The sequence below is a fragment of the Clostridium sp. AF19-22AC genome (genome assembly GCF_003479085.1).
GTDB classification, from domain to species: domain Bacteria; phylum Bacillota; class Clostridia; order Lachnospirales; family Lachnospiraceae; genus Faecalicatena_A; species Faecalicatena_A orotica.
Genome location: NZ_QUGN01000009.1, coordinates 83,435 through 102,728 on the forward strand (window position 1 = coordinate 83,435; position 19,294 = coordinate 102,728).

A 19,294-nucleotide genomic window follows, 5' to 3' on the forward strand; every position below is an offset into this window, starting at 1 on the left:
TGTCATCCGGATGACTTTCCCTGAAGGGTATAATAGAATCATAGTTTAATTTCATTTAGAATAAAATACGGTAAACTTTCTATTTTGTTTGTTTTCTTTCGACTTTCTTCAAACGCTTTCTTTCGTCGTTAGAAAAAGGTATAATTCAAACATAGATAACTTTGCAGGATCAGGAGGGAGAGGTTTATGAAGTTCTTCGGCAAAAAATCAATCGAAAAAGGATTTGAAAAAATACTATTCCGCAATTATATGTATCTGATTATTACTGCCGCCCTGCTGATCAGTATATTCAGTGCCGTCATTGATGCAGCAAACACGCTTGCTAACGAGAAGCAAAACATGTACGAATCGCTGAAGCAAGCACAGATTAACATCAATAACCATACACAGATGATTGAAGACTATCTGACACTGACACATGCCAACTCCGAACTGCAGAATAAAATCAAAGACCTGAATGAACACCCGAGCGCTTCCCTGCTGACAAAGATTAACGAAACGCTGTTCTCTGTTGATTTATTTAAGAAGAATCTGGACTCTGTGCAGATCTTCGTCTATGAACCAGACAAATTCCTTCCAACTTTTTCAGGTGCTTCCCAATATAGCAATGCGCTTTTTTCTGCCGAAAGTGCTTCCTCCTCAGAATGGTTTCAGAACACCTTGAAGGCAAAGGGGCACACGTACTGGTTCGTTGATATGGATACATTTAAGAAACCGACACTGTGTGCAGCACGGATCTTTTATGATGTTAACAATGTATCCCGGCAGCTCGGAGTGATTAAGGCAAACGTCACGATCGAAAAGCTGATCCGGCATCTCGGATCGATCTCCTTCGGAGATAAAGGATACGCACTAATTGACGCTGACGGACTACTGCTCCATCCCTATGCGGAAATCCCTGAATTTCTCAGCGACAGTCTTCCTGATAAGAAAGACAGGCTTTCCATGACGCACCTGCTCGTTGAGTTTCCAATCATAACAGACGGATGGGAAGTAATCGGAGTCACAAGCTTCTGGGAACTTTACCGCAATACTCTCCAAAACCTCCTGCTGATCGGGCTTGTTTTTTCTTTTACACTAATATTAGCTGCGTTTCTGTCCCGGAAAAGCAGCCGTAAAATTTCGCAGCCGGTACACCGGCTCTGCCTGTATATGCAGAAAATGGAACCCGCAGACAGCCGGAACATGCACAACTGCATCGAGGTCAACCAACTGTATGATACTTATAACGGCATGCTTGAAAAGAATGAAGAATTGATAAAGTCCAGGGAAGAGACACTGCTCAAGTTCAAACAGGCCGAGATGGCGGCGCTGCAGTCCCAGATGAATCCGCATTTCATTTACAATACGCTGGAGTCAATCAGTGCTTTAATTGCCACCGATGACAACTGCCATGCGGCTATGATGGTTACCGGCCTCGGCAAATTCCTGCGCAGCAGCCTGAATAACGGCAATAACTACATTACACTGGAAAAGGAGATTGAACAGGTCAGCTCTTATGTAGAAATTCAAAAACTGCGGTATGCCAACAGAATCCGCCTGCACCTTGACCTGCCTTCCCCGCTGCCTGACTACAGAATCATCAAACTCATCCTGCAGCCGCTCGTAGAAAACAGCATTGTACATGGTTTTAAGGATATGGAAGAAATCGGTGAGGTTACCATTACCGTAAAGGAAACGGATAGTTGTCTGTATCTTTCCGTTTCCGACAATGGATGGGGAAGTGATATTGAGATGCTGAACTATCTGGTCCGCCAGAGAACGCTCTACAAAGAGGACAATGTGAATTTTTACTGCATTCAAAACGTTTACCAGCGTCTGGCTAATTGTTACGGTGACCACGCCGGCCTTTCTTATGAAGAGAATGATGACGGTGGCGTCACCGCAAACATACGCATTGATAAAGAAGTTTTATAGGAGGGAAAATCATGTTGAATATTGTTTTAGTGGATGACGAACAGCTTATTATCCACCATTTAATTAAAATCATATCATCTTTTGACATCCCGCACAAAATCGTCGGGACGGCAAACAGCTGCGAACAGGCACTTACCATCATCCGGGAAACACACCCCAATCTGGTGATCACAGACATCCGCATGGGAACCTCAAACGGTCTGGATCTGTGTGATACTTTAAGTGTGACGATGCCTCACACAAAAATCATCATCCTCTCTGGGTTCGATGATTTTGCCTATGCTCAGAAGGCGCTGCGCTATAATGTATTTAACTACCTGCTGAAGCCAATCCATGAGAAGGACCTTTATGACCAGCTGGCCCGGGTGAATGCACTTTTAGAAGCAGAAAAGGAAGAAGAGACAAAAGATTTTATGCTGAAAGAGCAGCTAAGAGAATGCCTGCCCTTAATGCAGGAGTGGTTTTTCAAGATCATACGTGAGAATATGGATCATCTGGACATCATAGATTCTACATTCCGCCTGTTTAACATCGATATTCTCAACGAGTCTTACCAGTCTCTCTATGTCTCCTTTGCACAGGATAGTGATGCCGCGGAAATCGAAAAAGATTTCATGAACGTCTCGAGACTTGCCCAGACGATTACACTATTTATCGGGGACTATTTTAAGACAATTTATTTTTATGACACAAACTCGATTACACTTATTTTATCTTCTGCAGGAACAAATAACGAAGATATGCACAACAGATGCTGTCACCTCGCAGAACGCATCCGCCAGTATTTAGACTTTAACTATCAGCAGCAATTCTCCATCGGGCTGTCCACTGTTGTTCATAATATTGCGTATCTGCGCCAGTCCGTAAAAGACGCCATAGCAGCCAGTAAGTACTCCTTTTATATCGGTTTCAATGAGATCATCTGCATCACAGATGTAGAACTGAGGAATACAGGTGAGGTCCTTCCAAACTTTAAATACATACAGGAAGATCTTCTGAAGCATTTAAAGCTCTGCGACCCCCGGAACGCCGGACAGTACCTCAATATCTACTATCTCAATGTACTGCAGCTGCACGGCGATCGAAACCTCGCAACAAACAAATTTCTGGAGCTATACTACTATCTTTCCAATGCACTGGACCAGGAATTCGATTTCGAGAAGGCCCCGTCACAGGAAGTTATTGCAGAAATAAAGGGGGCTGCGAATTTAGAAGAGATCAAGGAGATACTCAACAACTATATTGTACGGTCAATAAAAGAAATCGAACTGCTGCGCACGAACAAAAGCCGCAAACTGATCGACAAAGCAAAAGCCTGCATTCAGGAAAATTATGCTCACGACATTTCCTTAGAATCGATCGCTTACGATATCGGATTATCGGCCTGCTATCTCAGTACACTATTTAAAAATATGGAAAAAACCTCAATAAAAGAATATATTATCGATGTGAGAATAGAGGCTGCGAAGAAATACCTGCAGGATATCAATCTGAAAATATACGAAGTGGCGGCAAATGTCGGGTATACAGACTCCCGCTATTTCAGCCAGCTATTCCGGAAAAAGACCGGATACACCCCCGGCCAGTACAGAGAATTCATTAAGTTGGGGACGTAGACTTTTTCAATTATACTACGTCCCCAATTGAGTTTAGTGGTGTACCAAAACGTTCTTATTCTATAATATGATTTCGTATGATGGCTCTTATGCTTTCGTTTAAATATGGTTTTAGTTCCTCATAGCTGATCGGATCGTTCTCCAATATTGTGCTGTAGGAGGTCGAGCTTGCCAGTTCTATGATGAGAAACAGCATGGTTTCCGGTGCTTTTAATTTAACTTCGGGATTTTCTTTTACCATTTTTTTGAAAAATCCCATTACGTCCATGTCTGTTTCTGTATCGTTCTTTGTGATTGCCTGCCGGAAGATTCCCCAGCTCAGGTTCTTTGATACGAATTTCAGGACGGCTTTGCTTTTTACCATCTCGTCCAGGACATAATCTACAATGAAGATGATTTTGTCTTCAAATTCTGGTATCCGGGCCTGTTCAAGTGCATTGTTTGCCGCCATGAATAGTTTTTCGGCGGTCTTGGCAATGAGCCTGTCCCGTATCTCATATTTGTCTTTGAAGTATAGATAAAAGGTTCCTTTTGCCACGCCTGCTTTCTGAACGATATCGTGGATGGATGTTTTGGAGATTCCCTGTGTCAGGAAGAGGTCATATGCACTTTTGAACAAGGACTCTAATTTCTGTTGTTTGTTTTCGTCAACTTTTCCCATAGTTTTTCCCACTCTTTCGTTGTGTACTCTCTCGACGCATCTTTCGCTGCTATGTGTTTATTGTTCTGAGCAAACACTATTATACAGTATTCCGGCGGGATAATACACCTTATTTTTTAATTATAATTTCAAAATGACCAAAAGTCAACTTTTTGCATTAAAATTATTGACTTTTGGTCATTTTTGCAGTATATTACTTTTAGTCTTAAAAAATGACTGTTAGTCATAAACATTTAGAAGATGTGATTTATGAGTTTTTATTTCACAGTTAAGTATGCAGAATCACTAATTTAAAAAGGGAGGCATTACACATGGTCAAGGTAGGTAAAAAAATTGTGAAGTATCGGGTAGTCATCCTGATACTCGGCGTTTTACTTCTGATACCTTCGGCACTGGGATTCTTAAAAACCAGGGTCAATTACGACATTCTTTATTATCTGCCCGATAATATTGATACGATGAAAGGGCAGAACATTTTAATGGATGATTTCGGCAAAGGCGCCTTTGCAATGGAAGTTGTGGAAGGTATGAGCACAAAGGATACGGCCGCAGTCAAGGAAAAGATCGAGGGGGTCGACGGAGTTGCGGATGTGATCTGGTACGATTCTATCGCTGACACTTCGCTGCCGATCGATGTTCTGCCGGATAAGCTGAAGGATGTATTCAAAACAGATAATGCGACACTTATGGCGATCTTCTTTGATGATACGACTTCGGCCGATAAAACAATGGACGCCATTACAGAAATACGGAGCATTACGAATAAGCAGTGTTATCTGAGCAGCATGTCGGCTGTTGTAACTGATATCAAACAGCTCTCCGAGAAAGAGACCCCGATCTACGTATTGATCGCTGTTGTTTTAAGCTGTATCGTCCTTTCTCTATTCATGGACTGCTGGATACTTCCTTTGTTCTTTATGCTGAGTATTGGAATGGCGATTCTCTATAATATGGGTAGTAATTATTTCCTCGGCGAAATATCCTACATTACCAAGGCATTAAGCGCGGTCCTGCAGCTGGGAGTCACGATGGACTACTCCATCTTCCTGTGGCACAGTTATCAGGAGAACCAGCAGCGATTCCCGGGCGATAAGGAACGTGCAATGGCTCATGCCATTTCCAACACCTTTGCTTCCGTCATTGGAAGCTCCGTGACTACGGTCGCCGGTTTCATCGCCCTTTGCTTCATGAGCTTTACGCTCGGCAAAGACCTCGGAATCGTTATGGCGAAAGGTGTTGTATTTGGCGTCATCTGCTGCGTTACAATACTGCCATCATTTATACTCATATTTGACAAGGCAATTCAGAAAACGACACACCGTTCTCTGATACCTCCTATGGAAAAACCGGCAAAGTTTATTACGAAACACTTTAAAGTCTTTGTTCTTGCGTTTATTGTGCTGCTCGTACCTGCTTTATGGGGATATACCAAGGCAGAGGTTTATTATAATCTGGACGCCACACTCCCGAAATACCTGGAGAGCATCAAGGCAAATGATAAACTGTCCGATGAATTTGACATGAATGCAACGCACATGGTACTAGCAAACGCAGACCTGAAGCCAAAAGAGGCGAAGGCAATGTTAAATGAGATGTCCGATGTAAAAGGTGTAAAGTTTGCACTCGGCCTCGACAGCCTCTTAGGTTCGGCCATCCCACGGGATGTGGTCCCGGATGAGCTGACCGATACATTAAAAGCCGGAGACTGGCAGTTGATCCTCGTACAGTCGGAATATAAGGTTGCAACCGACGAGGTGAACCGGCAGTGCACGCAGCTGAATAGTATTGTAAAGAAATATGACTCCTCCGCCATGCTGATCGGGGAGGCTCCGTGTACCAAAGACCTGATCACGATTACGGATAAGGACTTCAAGGTTGTAAGTGCAATCTCCATCATCGCCATTTTCATTATTATTGCACTTGTATTTAAGTCCATCTCACTGCCGGTCATTCTTGTGGCGGTCATCGAGTTTGCGATCTTCATCAATCTGGGAATCCCGTATTTTACGGGCACAAAGATGCCATTTATTGCATCTATCGTCATCGGAACGATCCAGCTGGGGGCTACCGTCGACTATGCAATCCTGATGACGACCCGGTATAAAAAAGAGCGGTGCAAAGGAAAAGAGAAAAAAGAATCCATACGAATCGCCCTCTCCGCTTCTGTCAGTTCGGTCATCGTTTCCGCACTCGGATTCTTTGCCGCCACATTCGGTGTCGGACTCTATTCCGATATCGATATGATCTCCGCGCTCTGTACGTTAATGGCACGCGGTGCAGTCATCAGTATGTTCACAGTTATCTTTATCCTGCCGTCTATGCTGATGGTATTTGACAGGGTGATCTGTGCGACCACAAAAGATATGAGGGCATGCCTGAAGAAAAAAGAGAAGGCTTCCGATGAAGCCTGTGCAAACGCTTAAATAATTTTACCGGATGGATTTTCCACAAAGTCTAAAAACAAGGTATCTATAACAGGAGGTTAACTGATATGAAAAACAGAGAATATAAAACACTCGTTGCAATTATACTGGCAATGACAATGGTGACCGGCACACTGGCCGGTGTTCCTTCTACCGTTTGCGCCAAAGAAAACACGGTAACTACAGAGGCAGCCGCCCGGACACAGGAAAACGCCTCTTCCGACGTGAAACCTATAAAGGATGAAACTGTTTATGCGAAAATTGACGGCAGCGGCACCGTAACTTCAGTCACTGTATCTGACCAGCTGAAAAACATCACGGATGAAAAGGAAATCAAGGATGTGTCTACTCTGGAAAACATAGAAAATGTTAAGGGGGATGAGACATTTTCCCAGAAAAGCAATGCCATAACCTGGACCGGCGACAGCAAAGACATCTGCTATCAGGGCACCACAAGCCAAAATCTTCCCGTTGGTGTAAAAATCACTTACAAGCTGGACGGGAAAAATATCAGTGCCGGAGATCTGGAAGGTAAAAGCGGCCACCTTGTTATGCGCTATCAGTATGAAAATACGACCGGAACTTCCGGGAAAGACTATACTCCTTTCCTTATGATCACAGGACTGATCCTCGACGGCGATAAATTTACAAATACTAAAGTCACAAACGGCAGGCTGGTTTCCGACGGGGACAGGGACATGGTGCTCGGCATGGGGCTTCCAGAACTGGAATCCAGCCTTGGTGTAAGTGATCTGGATATCCCGGATTACTTCGAACTGGAGGCTGATGTAACTGACTATGAAGCAGCAGAAGGAATCACCATTGCCACGAACGAGATCTTCAATGAGTTGGATATGGATAAACTTGATTCTCTTTCTGACCTGAAAAGTTCCATGAATAAGCTTCAGGACTCTGCCAACCAGTTAGTCGACGGTTCCGGAGAACTCAGGAAGGGACTGGATACACTCTTGTCCTCTTCCGGAACGCTCACAGATGGAATCAGCCAGCTTTCAGATGGCGGCACCACGTTGAAAAACGGGACCGCGTCACTTCTGGACGGGAGCAATGCCCTCTCAGACGGGAGCAGTATTCTGGCAGACGGAACGAACCAGCTGCTTTCCGGAACCGGAACACTGAAAGAAGGCACCCAGGCCTTAAATGCCGGGCTTGCCTCTGCTGCCGACCAGACTGCCGGCCGTCTCCTTCCGGGTATCATCCAGCTCGATGACGGCGTTGCACAGATGCAGAAGCAGCTGGGAAGCGGGCTTTCCGAACTCACTAGCGGGGTACAGACACTGGATGCCGGGGCCGCAAACCTCAGGGACGGCGCCGCTTATCTAAATCAGGTAATCAATTCCGGCACCGATCAAACAGGCGGCCAAAGCCTTACTGCCATTGCCGCAGGCACGGCAGACGGAGCACAGGAAATCGCAACGGCGGCTGGCGGTATCAGTCAGACCGTCACGGCAGTTACTGACGCAACTGTATCAGCTGCCACTAATACAGGCGAAGCCATTGGAACACTTCGGACCCTTCTGGATGCGGGCACTTCACTCTCAGAAGATCAGAAGACTGCAATTAGTAATGCTATTACCGTCCTGAGTAATGACATGTCTAACATCCAAAGTGCTGCCGGGACTTTAGGCCAGCAGGCTGAACTGGCCGCCGGACTCGCCGAAGGTGCAAATAATGTTGCCTATGGTGCCGGAAGCACCAGCCAGATCATAAACGAACTCGCGGCCTCCACCCCGCAGCTCAGCCAGGGTGCCTCCGACCTTGCTGACGGAACCGCTAAACTGAATGCCAGCATCACCGATCCCACATCCGGCCTGATTACGCAGGTAAATTCCGGAGTGGAAACACTTAAGGACGGAACTGCCGCCCTCCGCGCCGGAATTGATGGTGACAACGGCCTCGCAAGCGGGCTGAAGCAGCTTTCCGCCGGCGCCTCACAGGTTGACTCAGGTGCTGGAACATTAAACGAGAAAATGGCAGAAGCCAACGCCGGTGCACAGAGTGTTTCCGCCGGTGCTTCCCAGTTATCCGCCGGTGCCGGGGAACTAAACACCGGTGCAGGCACACTTTCTTCCGGTATCCAGACACTCCAGTCCGGTTCCGGCGCCTTAATCGACGGTGTGAAACAGCTTGATGAAGGGGCTAAGACATTAAATGACGGCATGATCCAATTCAACGAAGAGGGAATCAAAAAATTGGTAAGCGCATTCGACGGCGATATTCAGGGACTTCTGGATAAGCTGAACGATATGGCAGACGCTTCCAGAAGCTACAAGAATTTCTCAGGCATCTCCGATCACATGGACGGAGAAGTTAAATTCGTTTTTGTTACAAATAAATAGTCAAATACGCCGCGGACAGCGGGCCAAAGTCAGACTTACCCGGCTTTGGCCCGCTGTCCGCGTGAATAAAATCCCCAAACCTGATTATTCGCACGTATCTCTGCATATAATATGATATATACGAATATCATAGGGAGGGGCTGTATGTTTTATTTTATATTTTGTTTTTTATTATTCTGCCTGATTACATTTGTCTTATTCTGCATCCTGCACTGCAGTACACCATATGACCGAATGATCGATGACGAACAGCAGGAAAAATTTCTGCGCCGCCATACCGGATTTTGATTTATCCATTGCCTCACCAATCTTTTCCCTTTATAATATCCTTATTATGAAAGGAAATATGCAATGAAAAAAAAAGGTTACTATTCTTCCGGCGAATTTGCGCGCATGGCCCATGTTACACTGCGCACAATCCGCTATTACGATAAACAGGATATCCTGAAGCCATCCTATGTCAGCGAGGCAGGCGCACGCTTTTATACAGATGAAGATTTTGCCCGTCTGCAGCAGATCCTGCTTCTGAAATACCTTGGTTTTTCTCTGGATGACATCCGCGAAATGACAATTGATGATTCCGACTACCATTTCATGCTGAATTCCCTGAACATCCAACTAAAACTGGTGCAGGACAGAATCGAACAGATGCAGCTGGTAGAAAAAGCAATCCAGGATACCGCAAGCGCCATTCAGAAGGAACACCACATTGACTGGAGCCAGATGCTGAACCTGATCCATCTGACCGGGATGGAAAACAGTCTGAAAAACCAGTACCAGAATGCATCAAACATCTCCGCCAGAATCAATCTCCATAACTTGTACTCCCAGAATCCCCAGGGGTGGTTCCCGTGGATTTACGAACAATGCAGGATCGAAGACGGGATGCATATACTGGAAATCGGATGCGGTGACGGTACACTCTGGAAGGACAATCTGGATTCGATTCCAAAGTCAGCCACAATCCTGCTTTCCGATATTTCCGAGGGGATGCTGCGTGACGCAAGGCGTGCCATCGGAGCGTATGACAAACGCTTCTCTTTCCAGGTTTTTGACTGCAGCCATATCCCATGTGGGGACAACAGTATGGACTTGATCATCGCAAACCACGTTCTCTTCTATTGCGAAGATATTCCCCAGGTATGCAGGGAAGTACAGCGTATCCTAAAACCGGGCGGGCGTTTCCTCTGCAGTGCCTACAGCAGGCGCCATATGGCAGAAGTCAGCCGTCTGGTGGAAGGCTTTGATGAACGGATTGTATTGTCAGCCGATAAGCTGTATAACAAATTCGGCCGCGAAAATGGCACCGGTATACTGAAACCATATTTCTCACAGATTGAATGGCTGCTATATGAGGATTCCCTCGTCATACCGGAACCAGAGCCGCTAATTTCCTACATCCTCTCCTGCCACGGCAACCAGAACCAGTATATTCTGGACCATTATAAGGAGTTCCGCTCTTATGTGAAGAGGAAAACCACCGGCGGATTCCATATTACAAAGGAAGCCGGGGTATTTATCTGCACGCTTTAGATTTGCCGGTTTAAAAGAATTTGTAAAAACTTTATAAAAAGGCTTGAAGGTGACCTAAGGTCACCTTTTATAATACGATTATGGCTGACAAGGATTGACTTATCTTTGATACTTATTAACCACGTGCGGGCAATGCTGCACGGAAGATAAAGGAGATTTCACATGAAGGGAATTATTTTAGCAGGAGGTTCCGGCACACGCCTCTATCCTCTAACAATGGTTACATCCAAACAATTACTGCCGATTTATGATAAACCTATGATCTATTATCCAATGTCAGTTCTCATGAACGCAGGCATCCGCGATATTTTAATTATTTCCACCCCGCAGGATACGCCCCGTTTTCAGGAATTGTTAGGCGACGGACACCAGTTCGGCGTAGACCTTACTTATGCGGTTCAGCCGAGCCCTGACGGACTTGCCCAGGCATTCATCATCGGAGAAGAATTTATCGGCAATGATACCGTTGCAATGGTCCTCGGCGATAATATTTTCGCAGGACATGGTCTTCGCAAGCGTCTGAAGGCTGCCGTCGAAAACGCAGAATCCGGCAGGGGGGCGACCGTTTTCGGTTATTATGTCGATGACCCGGAACGTTTCGGCATCGTAGAATTCAACGAAGAAGGGAAAGCTATTTCTATAGAAGAAAAACCAGCCGTACCAAAAAGCAATTACTGTGTCACCGGGCTGTATTTCTACGATAACAAAGTTGTCGATTATGCCAGAAACTTAAAGCCAAGCCCGCGCGGGGAGCTGGAGATTACAGACCTGAACCGCATTTATCTGGAAAGCGGCAGCTTAAACGTAGAGCTGCTCGGACAGGGATTCACATGGCTGGATACCGGTACACACGAAAGCCTTGTGGAGGCTACTAATTTTGTAAAAACAGTGGAGTCCCACCAGCACCGTAAAATCGCCTGCCTGGAAGAGATTGCATATCTCAACGGCTGGATCACCAAAGAAGACGTACTGAAGGTTTACGAAGTACTGAAGAAAAACCAGTACGGCCAGTACCTGAAAGATGTCCTTGACGGAAAGTATCTGGACATTTTACATTAACCGTAACTGTGGACACCCTTTTCGGTGTGAACAGCTGCACTAAATCTCATTTGTTAAGAATATACTATTAAGGAGAATCAAACAATGAATATTATCGTGACCGGCGGGGCCGGATTTATCGGAAGCAACTTTATTTTCCATATGCTGGGCAAATATCCGGATTACCGCATCATCTGTCTGGACAGCCTGACTTATGCAGGCAACCTTACTACTCTCGCACCTGTCATGGACAATCCAAATTTCCGTTTTGTCAAAGAAAGCATCACAGACCGCGAGGCCGTTTACAAACTGTTTGAAGAGGAACATCCTGACATCGTTGTAAACTTTGCGGCGGAAAGCCATGTCGACCGTTCTATCGAAGACCCGGAAGTATTTCTGGATACCAACATCAAAGGAACTGCCGTACTTATGGATGCCTGCAGGAAATATGGAATCACACGTTACCACCAGGTATCTACGGATGAAGTATATGGTGACCTCCCACTGGATAGGCCGGATTTATTCTTTACAGAAGAAACCCCAATCCACACAAGCTCCCCGTACAGCTCATCCAAGGCGGGAGCGGACCTGCTCGTTATGGCTTACCACCGCACTTACGGCCTGCCTGTAACAATCAGCCGCTGCTCGAACAACTACGGACCGTATCATTTCCCGGAAAAACTGATCCCGCTTATGATTGCAAATGCGTTAAATGATAAACCGCTCCCGGTTTACGGCAAAGGTGAAAATGTACGTGACTGGCTGTATGTTGAGGACCACTGCAAGGCCATCGACCTGATCATCCACAAAGGGCGTGTCGGCGAGGTTTATAATATCGGCGGACATAACGAGATGAAGAACATCGATATCGTTAAGATTATCTGTAAAGAACTTGGCAAACCAGAAAGCCTGATTACCTATGTGACAGACCGTAAAGGCCATGATATGCGCTATGCCATCGATCCGACCAAGATCCACAATGAGCTTGGCTGGCTGCCGGAAACAAAGTTTGCCGACGGCATCAAAAAGACAATCAAATGGTATCTGGAAAACAAGGAATGGTGGGAAAACATCATTTCAGGCGAATATCAGAACTATTATGAAAAAATGTATGGAAACCGCTAGAACTCTGAAATGCAGCAAAAGGGTGAAAGGTTCCCCCTTAGAAATGGAGTGGACATATGAAAGTTTTAGTAACAGGTGTAAAGGGACAGCTTGGCTTTGACTGCGTCAATGAACTGACAAAACGCGGCCATGAGGCTGTCGGTGTAGATATTGAAGAAATGGATATTACGGACGCCGCTTCGGTTAACAGAGTTGTTACAGAAACAGCTCCCGATGCTGTGATCCACTGTGCAGCGTGGACCGCTGTCGATGCGGCCGAGGATGAAGAAAACCGTGAAAAGGTACGTCTTGTTAACGCTGTTGGGACAGAGAATATCGCAAAAGTCTGCAAAGAGCTGGACTGCAAAATGCTGTATCTGTCTACCGACTATGTGTTTAACGGCCAGGGCACTGCCCCCTGGAAGCCGGACTGCCGGGATTATAAACCCTTAAGTGTTTACGGCGAAACAAAGCTTGCCGGTGAACTCGCTGTTTCAGAGACACTGGAAAAATATTATATCGTACGCATTGCATGGGTATTTGGCAAGAACGGCAAAAACTTCATTAAGACAATGCTAAGTCTCGGAAAAACACACGATACAATCAAGGTCGTAAGCGACCAGATCGGAACTCCTACTTATACTTATGATCTGGCAAAACTGCTTGTCGACATGATTGAAACAGATAAATATGGATATTATCATGCAACAAACGAAGGCGGGTATATCAGCTGGTATGATTTTACGACAGAAATCTTCCGCCAGGCTGCCGCAATGGGACGTCCGGAGTATTCTGCTGACCGGCTTCATGTGATCCCTGTCACAACCGAGGAGTACGGCGCTTCAAAAGCGAAACGGCCTTTCAACAGCAGGCTCGACAAAAGCAAGCTGACCGAAAATGGATTTACTCTTCTGCCTACATGGCAGGATGCGCTTCAGAGATATCTGAAAGAAATTGAATTTTAGGAAATATCAGGAGGTAAAGATGGGACAGATAAAAGTAGATAAAAATGTTGGCGGCATCGAGGGGCTCTGTATCATCGAACCGGCTGTCCACGGTGACGCCAGAGGATATTTCATGGAAACCTATAACCAGAAAGACATGGAAGAGGCCGGGCTGAACATGCAGTTCGTTCAGGATAACCAGTCCTGCTCCACAAAAGGCGTACTGCGCGGGCTCCATTTCCAGAAAGAATTCCCACAGGGAAAACTCGTCCGTGTGATCAAAGGCCATGTCTTCGACGTTGCCGTAGACCTTCGGAGTGGTTCCGATACTTATGGAAAATGGTTCGGCGTGGAGCTCACTGAGGAGAATAAGAAACAGTTCTATATTCCGGAAGGCTTTGCACACGGATTCCTGGTTCTCTCTGATGTCGCGGAGTTCTGCTATAAATGTACAGACTTCTATCATCCGGGTGACGAAGGCGGGCTGGCCTGGAATGATCCCGAAATCGGAATCAGCTGGCCTCAGGTTACCGGTGAATACCACGGCAGTGCTTCAGCCGGGGGGTACCGTCTGCAAGACGGGACCGGGCTGAACTTAAGTGAGAAAGACCAGAAATGGGATGGGATCCGGAATACTTTTAAGTTTTAAATATAGTGGGGAGTGTACAGATGTACACTCCCTGTTTTATTACCATCACATCATATGCATAATCATCAGCAGAATCTTATAACAAATTTCTTTACATCCTCCGCCGCCCTTTCTGCCAGCTCCTTTGTTCCTGCACATGCCGAAATATATACTTTCAGCTTTGGTTCTGTCCCGGAAGGGCGTATCACTACCGAGCATTGATTTTCCAGCCTGAACTGAAGCACATTCGATTTTGGGAGTCCGTTTATTCCCTCTGCGTAATCCGTACATTCTGCCACTTTATATCCCGCAAACTCGTCCACTCCTGCCCGGAATTTCTCCATAATCTCCTGCATTTTCGCCATGCCGTCCGCTCCCTCCATCCGGATGGAATGCAGGGTGTTTACCCAGTAACCATATTTCAGAAAGAGCTGTGTAAGCCGGTCTATCAGTGAAATCCCTTTCTCTTTATAGTGTGCGAACATCTCGCAGATTAAGAGCGACGCATTCACTGCATCTTTATCTCTTACATGGGTGCCGCTCAAATATCCATAGCTTTCCTCAAATCCAAAGATATAAGAATTCCCCCTGCCGCTTTTCTCCAACTGTGTAATCTGCTCTCCTATATATTTGAATCCGGTCAGAACATTGATGAGCCTCACCCCATAGTTCTGTGCTATGGCACGGGCCATTTCCGTTGTAACAATCGTTTTTACTGCAACAGGATCCTCCGGCATCTTGCCCTGAGCCAGCCTCTCGCTGCATATATAATCAAACAGCAGAATTCCTGTCTCATTCCCAGACAGCAGTGTATATTCATTTTCATGTTTTTTCACTGCAATTCCCACCCTGTCACAATCCGGGTCTGTTGCGAGAACCAGATCCGCATTGACACGCTTGGCATATTCTATTCCCAGCGCCATCGCGTCTTTCTCTTCCGGGTTGGGATAAGGGCAGGTGGGAAAAGTTCCGTCCGGATATTCCTGCTCTTTGACCATCGTAATCTTTCGGAAACCACACTCACGAAGACAGCGAAACACTGGAACTCGCCCCGTGCCATTTAGTGGTGAATATACGATAGACATGTCTTCCCTGCCCATCTCTTGTTCTGCCAGAGACAGTGACTTAACGCTGCCTATATAGGCATCTATAACATCATCGCCGATAAATTGAATCGTGCCGGACCCAAGGCCTTCTTCAAACGCGATTCTTTTTGCACCGTTTAATACATCCGTCTTGTCTATGTCACTCAGAATCTTAGCCGCAGCGGTATCTGTGATCTGTCCGCCGTCCGCACCGTAAACCTTATACCCGTTATACTGTGCCGGATTATGGGAGGCGGTTACCATAATACCGCCTGCACAGCCCAGCTGCCTGACCGCATACGATAAACAGGGCGTAGGCATTAATTCACGGAATATTAAAACCCTGACTCCATTCGCAGCCAATACTTCTGCTGCCGTTTTCGCAAATAGCTCTGATTTTATACGCGAATCAAAACTGATCGCCGCCATTCTTTTTTCAATCGGAAAATTCTTTTTTAAATAATCCGCATATCCCTGTGTCGCTTTTGCTACCGTATATACGTTCATACGGTTTGTCCCCGCTCCGATCACCCCTCTCAGTCCCCCGGTTCCGAATTCCAGATTCTTGTAAAAGGCATCTTGTATCTTACAGGCATCCCCTTCCATGTCCTTTAGTTCTTTTATAACATCCTCATCCCGGCCGGCTTCTCCCAGCCACCGGAAATATTCTTCTTCCATCTGTACTACTGGTATCATATTTTCCTCCCTAGCATCCGACAGCAAGAAGCTGCAGTTTCCCATGCATTTTGAAACACTCACAGCCTGCCGGCACAAAGATACAGTCTCCCTTGAATATATTCAGGAATTGGCCGTCCTTCATAAAAATAACGCCGCAGCCCTCGAGACATAAGAGTACCTTGAATGAATTCCTGCCCACGTCAAAATTTACGAGTTTTCTCGTCCGTTCTGTATTCAGAAGATAACGTTCCACCTGAAAATATTTGCACCTGCACAAAAGTTCCCTCGCAAAACCATTCTGGTAACGGAGCACCCGCATTGGCTGGCGGGGGCTGCCGCTGCTTTTATAGTTCAGGACATCCAGCGCCTTATCTACATGGAGCTTTCTGAAATTTCCATCCTTATCCCTGCGTTCGTAGTCATATAACCTATATGTCAGATTCGAACTTTCCTGTATTTCAGCAATCAGGGTCCCGGCCCCGATTGCATGAACCGTTCCGGCCTGTATAAAAAAAACATCGTCTTTTTGAATCCTTATTTTCTGCAGGTATTTCTCAATCGTGTGGTCTTCCAGAGCCTCTTTAACCGACTTCCTATCCATGTCATGGTAAAAACCATAGATCAGTCTGGCATCTTTAGCAGCATCAGCCACATACCACATCTCCGTCTTTCCAAGCTGTCCGTTCTCATGATTTTTGGCATACTCATCATCCGGGTGCACCTGTACCGAGAGGTCTTGTTTTGCATCAATCAGTTTGATCATAATCGGCAGTTCCCCGTTCCCTTTCGGGTGGGTACCCATATATTCCGGGTGCTCCTTAAAGATTCTGCTTAATTTTTCCCCCTCATGGACCCCGGATGCTGCAACACTTTCCCCATCCGGATGGGTCGAACACTCCCATGTTTCGGCAAGCGGCACTGCTTCTAATTCCTTGCCGTACTCATCTTTCAGCCGTTTTCCGCCCCAGATATAATCCTTCCCTGCCGGTTTTAGAAGAAAGGGCTCACACTTCCAGATCATGCTTTTGTTTGTCATATACACTAATCTCCCTGCCGAGCTGGACCTCTATCAGTTCCAGTTCGGTATCAGCAAAAACAGTATGTTTGCATCCCGCCTGCATCGTGATAACGTCCCCCGGCCTCACGGGTTCTTCCATGCCGTCTACTATGGTCCTGCCCATGCCTGACACGACAGTCCAGACTTCGTCCCTGTTTTCATGGCTGTGGTAGTTCATGTTATGTCCGCTGTTCAGAATTACCTTTATGGTCATGCTGTCCTCCCCGACATCCAGAACACGGTAACTGCCCCATGATTTTTCCGCAAACATCACTTCCTGTTCCATCGCATCTACATATGGCCTGATATAACTGGACTGCTCTTTATCCGAAACAAGGATCCCTTCCGCACTTGCAGCAACAATGATATTTTTAGTGCCCATACATAAAACAGGGACATTCAATTCATTGATAACACTCGTGTTTTCACAACTATCATTCAGAGTAACATCGCCAATAGCAGCCTCTGCCATCTCCTCCGTCAAAGTATTCCAGGTACCGAGATCCTTCCAGTAACCGGAGAAACGCATCACACGTATCTTTTTCTCTTTCTCGGCCACCGCATAATCAAAGCTTATTTTCTCGAGACTTTCATATTTATCATACAGGTCATTATAATCTGTAAAACCGATTATTTCATGGGCCTTTTCCAAAAGGTATCCCAGCTTAAAGGCAAAGACCCCGCCATTCCAGAGCGCACCGTTTTGGATATATTTCTCTGCAGTTTCCACATCAGGTTTTTCCTTAAATGTTCTTACCGAACTGATTTCCGCCTCACTTTCCGGAATAATATATCCGTATTTTTCACTTGGATAAGTCGGCTCAATCCCCATCAATACCAGATTTGCCCCGTCTTCCCCTGCAAGACTTCCGAGCCTGGAGAGTGCCTTAAAATATTCTTCATCTACATAAGGGTCGACCGGGCAGACAACAACGGACCCATCCTCTGACAGTTTTTTTATATCACGCAGGTAAGAAGCCGCAAGTGCAATTGCGGGAAACGTATCCCTCCTATATGGTTCTACGCATATATTCACGTCCATTCCCAGCTGGTTGTGGATCGCGGATACCTGCGTCTTTGATGTAGCAATGGTAACCGTGCTGTCGATATCTGCCGTCCTGATCTGGCGGTAAACTCTCTGGACCATCGATTCATAACTTCCGTCTTCGCATTTGAATATTTTAATAAACTGCTTTGACCTCACATCATTTGATAGCGGCCACAGTCTTTTTCCTGAACCGCCTGACAGTAATACAATGTTCATCTTTTCACCATACCCTCTTATTTATCTCTCCGCTCTCATCGGATTTTTTAAAAAGTCCTCATAAGTCAGGCGGATTCCTTCCTCCAGATCTACGCGGTACTTCCATCCAAGCTTTTCAAGTTTTGATACATCAAGCAGTTTTCGCGGTGTTCCGTCCGGTTTGTCATGGTCCCAGAGTATTTTCCCTTCATACCCGGTCACTTTAGCCACCAGTTCTGTCAGAGCCCTGATTGACAGTTCTAAGCCAGTCCCAACATTCACAGTCTCCATGCCGCTGTAATGATTCATCAGGAAAACACACGCATCCGCCAGATCATCCACATACAAAAATTCACGCAGCGGCGCCCCGGTTCCCCAGCATACAACTTCCTTCAGCCCCTGCTCCTTCGCCTCATGGAAACGCCGGATCAACGCGGGCAGAACATGGCTGTGGGTAGGGTGGTAATTGTCGTTCGGTCCGTATAGGTTCGTCGGCATGGCTGAAATATAATCAGTCCCATACTGTTTGTTTAAAAATTCACAGTATTTTAAACCACTGATTTTAGCAAGGGCATATGCCTCATTCGTCTTCTCCAGCTCCGATGTCAGCAGGCAGCTCTCGGGCATAGGCTGCACGGCCATTCTGGGATAGATACACGAAGAACCGAGGAACAGTAATTTCCTGCACCCTTCCTGCCACGCAGAATGGATCACATTCATCTCCATCATCATATTCTCGTACATAAAGTCTGCCGGTGCTTCGGAATTGGCAATGATTCCCCCTACCTTTGCTGCCGCCATAAATACATATTCCGGCTGCTCTTCCCTGAAAAATGCAGCTACGGCTTCCTGACTGCAGAGATCCAGTTCCCGGTGGGTGCGGGTAAGCAGATTATGGTATCCCAGCTTCTCCAGTGTCCTTACAATGGCCGATCCGACCATTCCCCTATGTCCTGCAACGTATATTTTAGCTTCTTTTTCCATTTATTGTTTCACACTCCTATGTCTTC

General features: G+C 46.1%; 15 protein-coding genes. 10 read left to right on the forward strand and 5 right to left on the reverse strand.

Annotated features, from left to right (window positions below; translation table 11 throughout):
* Window positions 1-186: 186 nt before the first annotated feature.
* Both DWX43_RS12060 and DWX43_RS12065 read left to right on the forward strand, forming a co-directional pair.
* Window positions 187-1,917 (forward strand): sensor histidine kinase, encoded by a 1,731-nt coding sequence (locus DWX43_RS12060; RefSeq protein WP_118620428.1) that lies wholly within the window; start codon window positions 187-189, stop codon window positions 1,915-1,917.
* An 11-nt stretch (window positions 1,918-1,928) separates the two neighbouring features.
* Window positions 1,929-3,533 (forward strand): response regulator, encoded by a 1,605-nt coding sequence (locus tag DWX43_RS12065; protein WP_118620429.1) that lies wholly within the window; start codon window positions 1,929-1,931, stop codon window positions 3,531-3,533.
* Between the two features lie 55 nt (window positions 3,534-3,588).
* Here DWX43_RS12065 and DWX43_RS12070 read toward each other — a convergent pair whose 3' ends face one another.
* Window positions 3,589-4,194: a TetR/AcrR family transcriptional regulator gene (locus DWX43_RS12070; protein WP_118620430.1), complete on the reverse strand. Its 606-nt coding sequence runs from the start codon at window positions 4,192-4,194 to the stop codon at window positions 3,589-3,591.
* A 311-nt stretch (window positions 4,195-4,505) separates the two neighbouring features.
* Between DWX43_RS12070 and DWX43_RS12075 the strand changes: the two genes are divergently transcribed.
* The 8 genes from DWX43_RS12075 (at window position 4,506) to rfbC (ending at window position 14,242) form a co-directional block, all read left to right on the forward strand.
* Window positions 4,506-6,617: an MMPL family transporter gene (locus tag DWX43_RS12075; protein ID WP_118620431.1), complete on the forward strand. Its 2,112-nt coding sequence runs from the start codon at window positions 4,506-4,508 to the stop codon at window positions 6,615-6,617.
* A gap of 68 nt (window positions 6,618-6,685) precedes the next feature.
* Complete coding sequence (locus tag DWX43_RS12080) at window positions 6,686-8,974, forward strand: hypothetical protein (protein WP_118620432.1); 2,289 nt, start codon at window positions 6,686-6,688, stop codon at window positions 8,972-8,974.
* Between the two features lie 144 nt (window positions 8,975-9,118).
* Complete coding sequence (locus DWX43_RS26965) at window positions 9,119-9,262, forward strand: hypothetical protein (RefSeq protein WP_181368790.1); 144 nt, start codon at window positions 9,119-9,121, stop codon at window positions 9,260-9,262.
* Between the two features lie 63 nt (window positions 9,263-9,325).
* On the forward strand, window positions 9,326-10,507 hold the full coding sequence (locus DWX43_RS12085) for a methyltransferase domain-containing protein (RefSeq protein ID WP_118620433.1): 1,182 nt from the start codon (window positions 9,326-9,328) through the stop codon (window positions 10,505-10,507).
* 162 nt (window positions 10,508-10,669) lie between these two features.
* Entirely contained in the window at window positions 10,670-11,566 is an 897-nt protein-coding gene (gene rfbA / locus DWX43_RS12090; RefSeq protein ID WP_109732745.1) for a glucose-1-phosphate thymidylyltransferase RfbA, read from the forward strand.
* Between the two features lie 84 nt (window positions 11,567-11,650).
* The gene (gene rfbB, locus DWX43_RS12095; RefSeq protein WP_109732746.1) at window positions 11,651-12,670 is read left to right on the forward strand and encodes a dTDP-glucose 4,6-dehydratase; all 1,020 of its coding nucleotides are present in this window, start codon (window positions 11,651-11,653) and stop codon (window positions 12,668-12,670) included.
* Window positions 12,671-12,726: 56 nt separating this feature from the next.
* Complete coding sequence (gene rfbD, locus DWX43_RS12100; protein WP_118620434.1) at window positions 12,727-13,614, forward strand: dTDP-4-dehydrorhamnose reductase; 888 nt, start codon at window positions 12,727-12,729, stop codon at window positions 13,612-13,614.
* 19 nt (window positions 13,615-13,633) lie between these two features.
* Window positions 13,634-14,242 (forward strand): dTDP-4-dehydrorhamnose 3,5-epimerase, encoded by a 609-nt coding sequence (gene rfbC, locus DWX43_RS12105; protein WP_109732748.1) that lies wholly within the window; start codon window positions 13,634-13,636, stop codon window positions 14,240-14,242.
* A gap of 65 nt (window positions 14,243-14,307) precedes the next feature.
* On the opposite strand, the gene DWX43_RS12110 is transcribed toward rfbC, so the two are convergent.
* Genes DWX43_RS12110 through DWX43_RS12125 form a run of 4 tightly spaced genes read right to left on the reverse strand, consistent with a single transcriptional unit; the run spans window position 14,308 to window position 19,268 of the window.
* A complete protein-coding gene (locus DWX43_RS12110) occupies window positions 14,308-16,002 on the reverse strand; it encodes a phospho-sugar mutase (protein WP_118620435.1) in 1,695 nt (564 codons plus the stop codon).
* A gap of 10 nt (window positions 16,003-16,012) precedes the next feature.
* The gene (gene manA, locus DWX43_RS12115) at window positions 16,013-17,020 is read right to left on the reverse strand and encodes a mannose-6-phosphate isomerase, class I (RefSeq protein WP_243099300.1); all 1,008 of its coding nucleotides are present in this window, start codon (window positions 17,018-17,020) and stop codon (window positions 16,013-16,015) included.
* The gene (locus DWX43_RS12120) at window positions 16,989-18,305 is read right to left on the reverse strand and encodes a sugar phosphate nucleotidyltransferase (protein WP_118620436.1); all 1,317 of its coding nucleotides are present in this window, start codon (window positions 18,303-18,305) and stop codon (window positions 16,989-16,991) included. Before DWX43_RS12120 ends, manA begins: the two co-directional genes overlap by 32 nt.
* A 21-nt stretch (window positions 18,306-18,326) precedes the next feature.
* Window positions 18,327-19,268: a GDP-L-fucose synthase gene (locus tag DWX43_RS12125; protein WP_109732751.1), complete on the reverse strand. Its 942-nt coding sequence runs from the start codon at window positions 19,266-19,268 to the stop codon at window positions 18,327-18,329.
* Window positions 19,269-19,294 lie beyond the last annotated feature (26 nt).

Coding starts and splice junctions, on each gene's coding strand:
- DWX43_RS12060 (WP_118620428.1), top strand. CDS start 187: ATGAAGTTCTTCGGCAAAAAATCAATCGAAAAAGGATTTGAAAAAATA.
- DWX43_RS12065 (WP_118620429.1), top strand. CDS start 1,929: ATGTTGAATATTGTTTTAGTGGATGACGAACAGCTTATTATCCACCAT.
- DWX43_RS12070 (WP_118620430.1), bottom strand. CDS start 4,194: ATGGGAAAAGTTGACGAAAACAAACAACAGAAATTAGAGTCCTTGTTC.
- DWX43_RS12075 (WP_118620431.1), top strand. CDS start 4,506: ATGGTCAAGGTAGGTAAAAAAATTGTGAAGTATCGGGTAGTCATCCTG.
- DWX43_RS12080 (WP_118620432.1), top strand. CDS start 6,686: ATGAAAAACAGAGAATATAAAACACTCGTTGCAATTATACTGGCAATG.
- DWX43_RS26965 (WP_181368790.1), top strand. CDS start 9,119: ATGTTTTATTTTATATTTTGTTTTTTATTATTCTGCCTGATTACATTT.
- DWX43_RS12085 (WP_118620433.1), top strand. CDS start 9,326: ATGAAAAAAAAAGGTTACTATTCTTCCGGCGAATTTGCGCGCATGGCC.
- rfbA (WP_109732745.1), top strand. CDS start 10,670: ATGAAGGGAATTATTTTAGCAGGAGGTTCCGGCACACGCCTCTATCCT.
- rfbB (WP_109732746.1), top strand. CDS start 11,651: ATGAATATTATCGTGACCGGCGGGGCCGGATTTATCGGAAGCAACTTT.
- rfbD (WP_118620434.1), top strand. CDS start 12,727: ATGAAAGTTTTAGTAACAGGTGTAAAGGGACAGCTTGGCTTTGACTGC.
- rfbC (WP_109732748.1), top strand. CDS start 13,634: ATGGGACAGATAAAAGTAGATAAAAATGTTGGCGGCATCGAGGGGCTC.
- DWX43_RS12110 (WP_118620435.1), bottom strand. CDS start 16,002: ATGATACCAGTAGTACAGATGGAAGAAGAATATTTCCGGTGGCTGGGA.
- manA (WP_243099300.1), bottom strand. CDS start 17,020: ATGACAAACAAAAGCATGATCTGGAAGTGTGAGCCCTTTCTTCTAAAA.
- DWX43_RS12120 (WP_118620436.1), bottom strand. CDS start 18,305: ATGAACATTGTATTACTGTCAGGCGGTTCAGGAAAAAGACTGTGGCCG.
- DWX43_RS12125 (WP_109732751.1), bottom strand. CDS start 19,268: ATGGAAAAAGAAGCTAAAATATACGTTGCAGGACATAGGGGAATGGTC.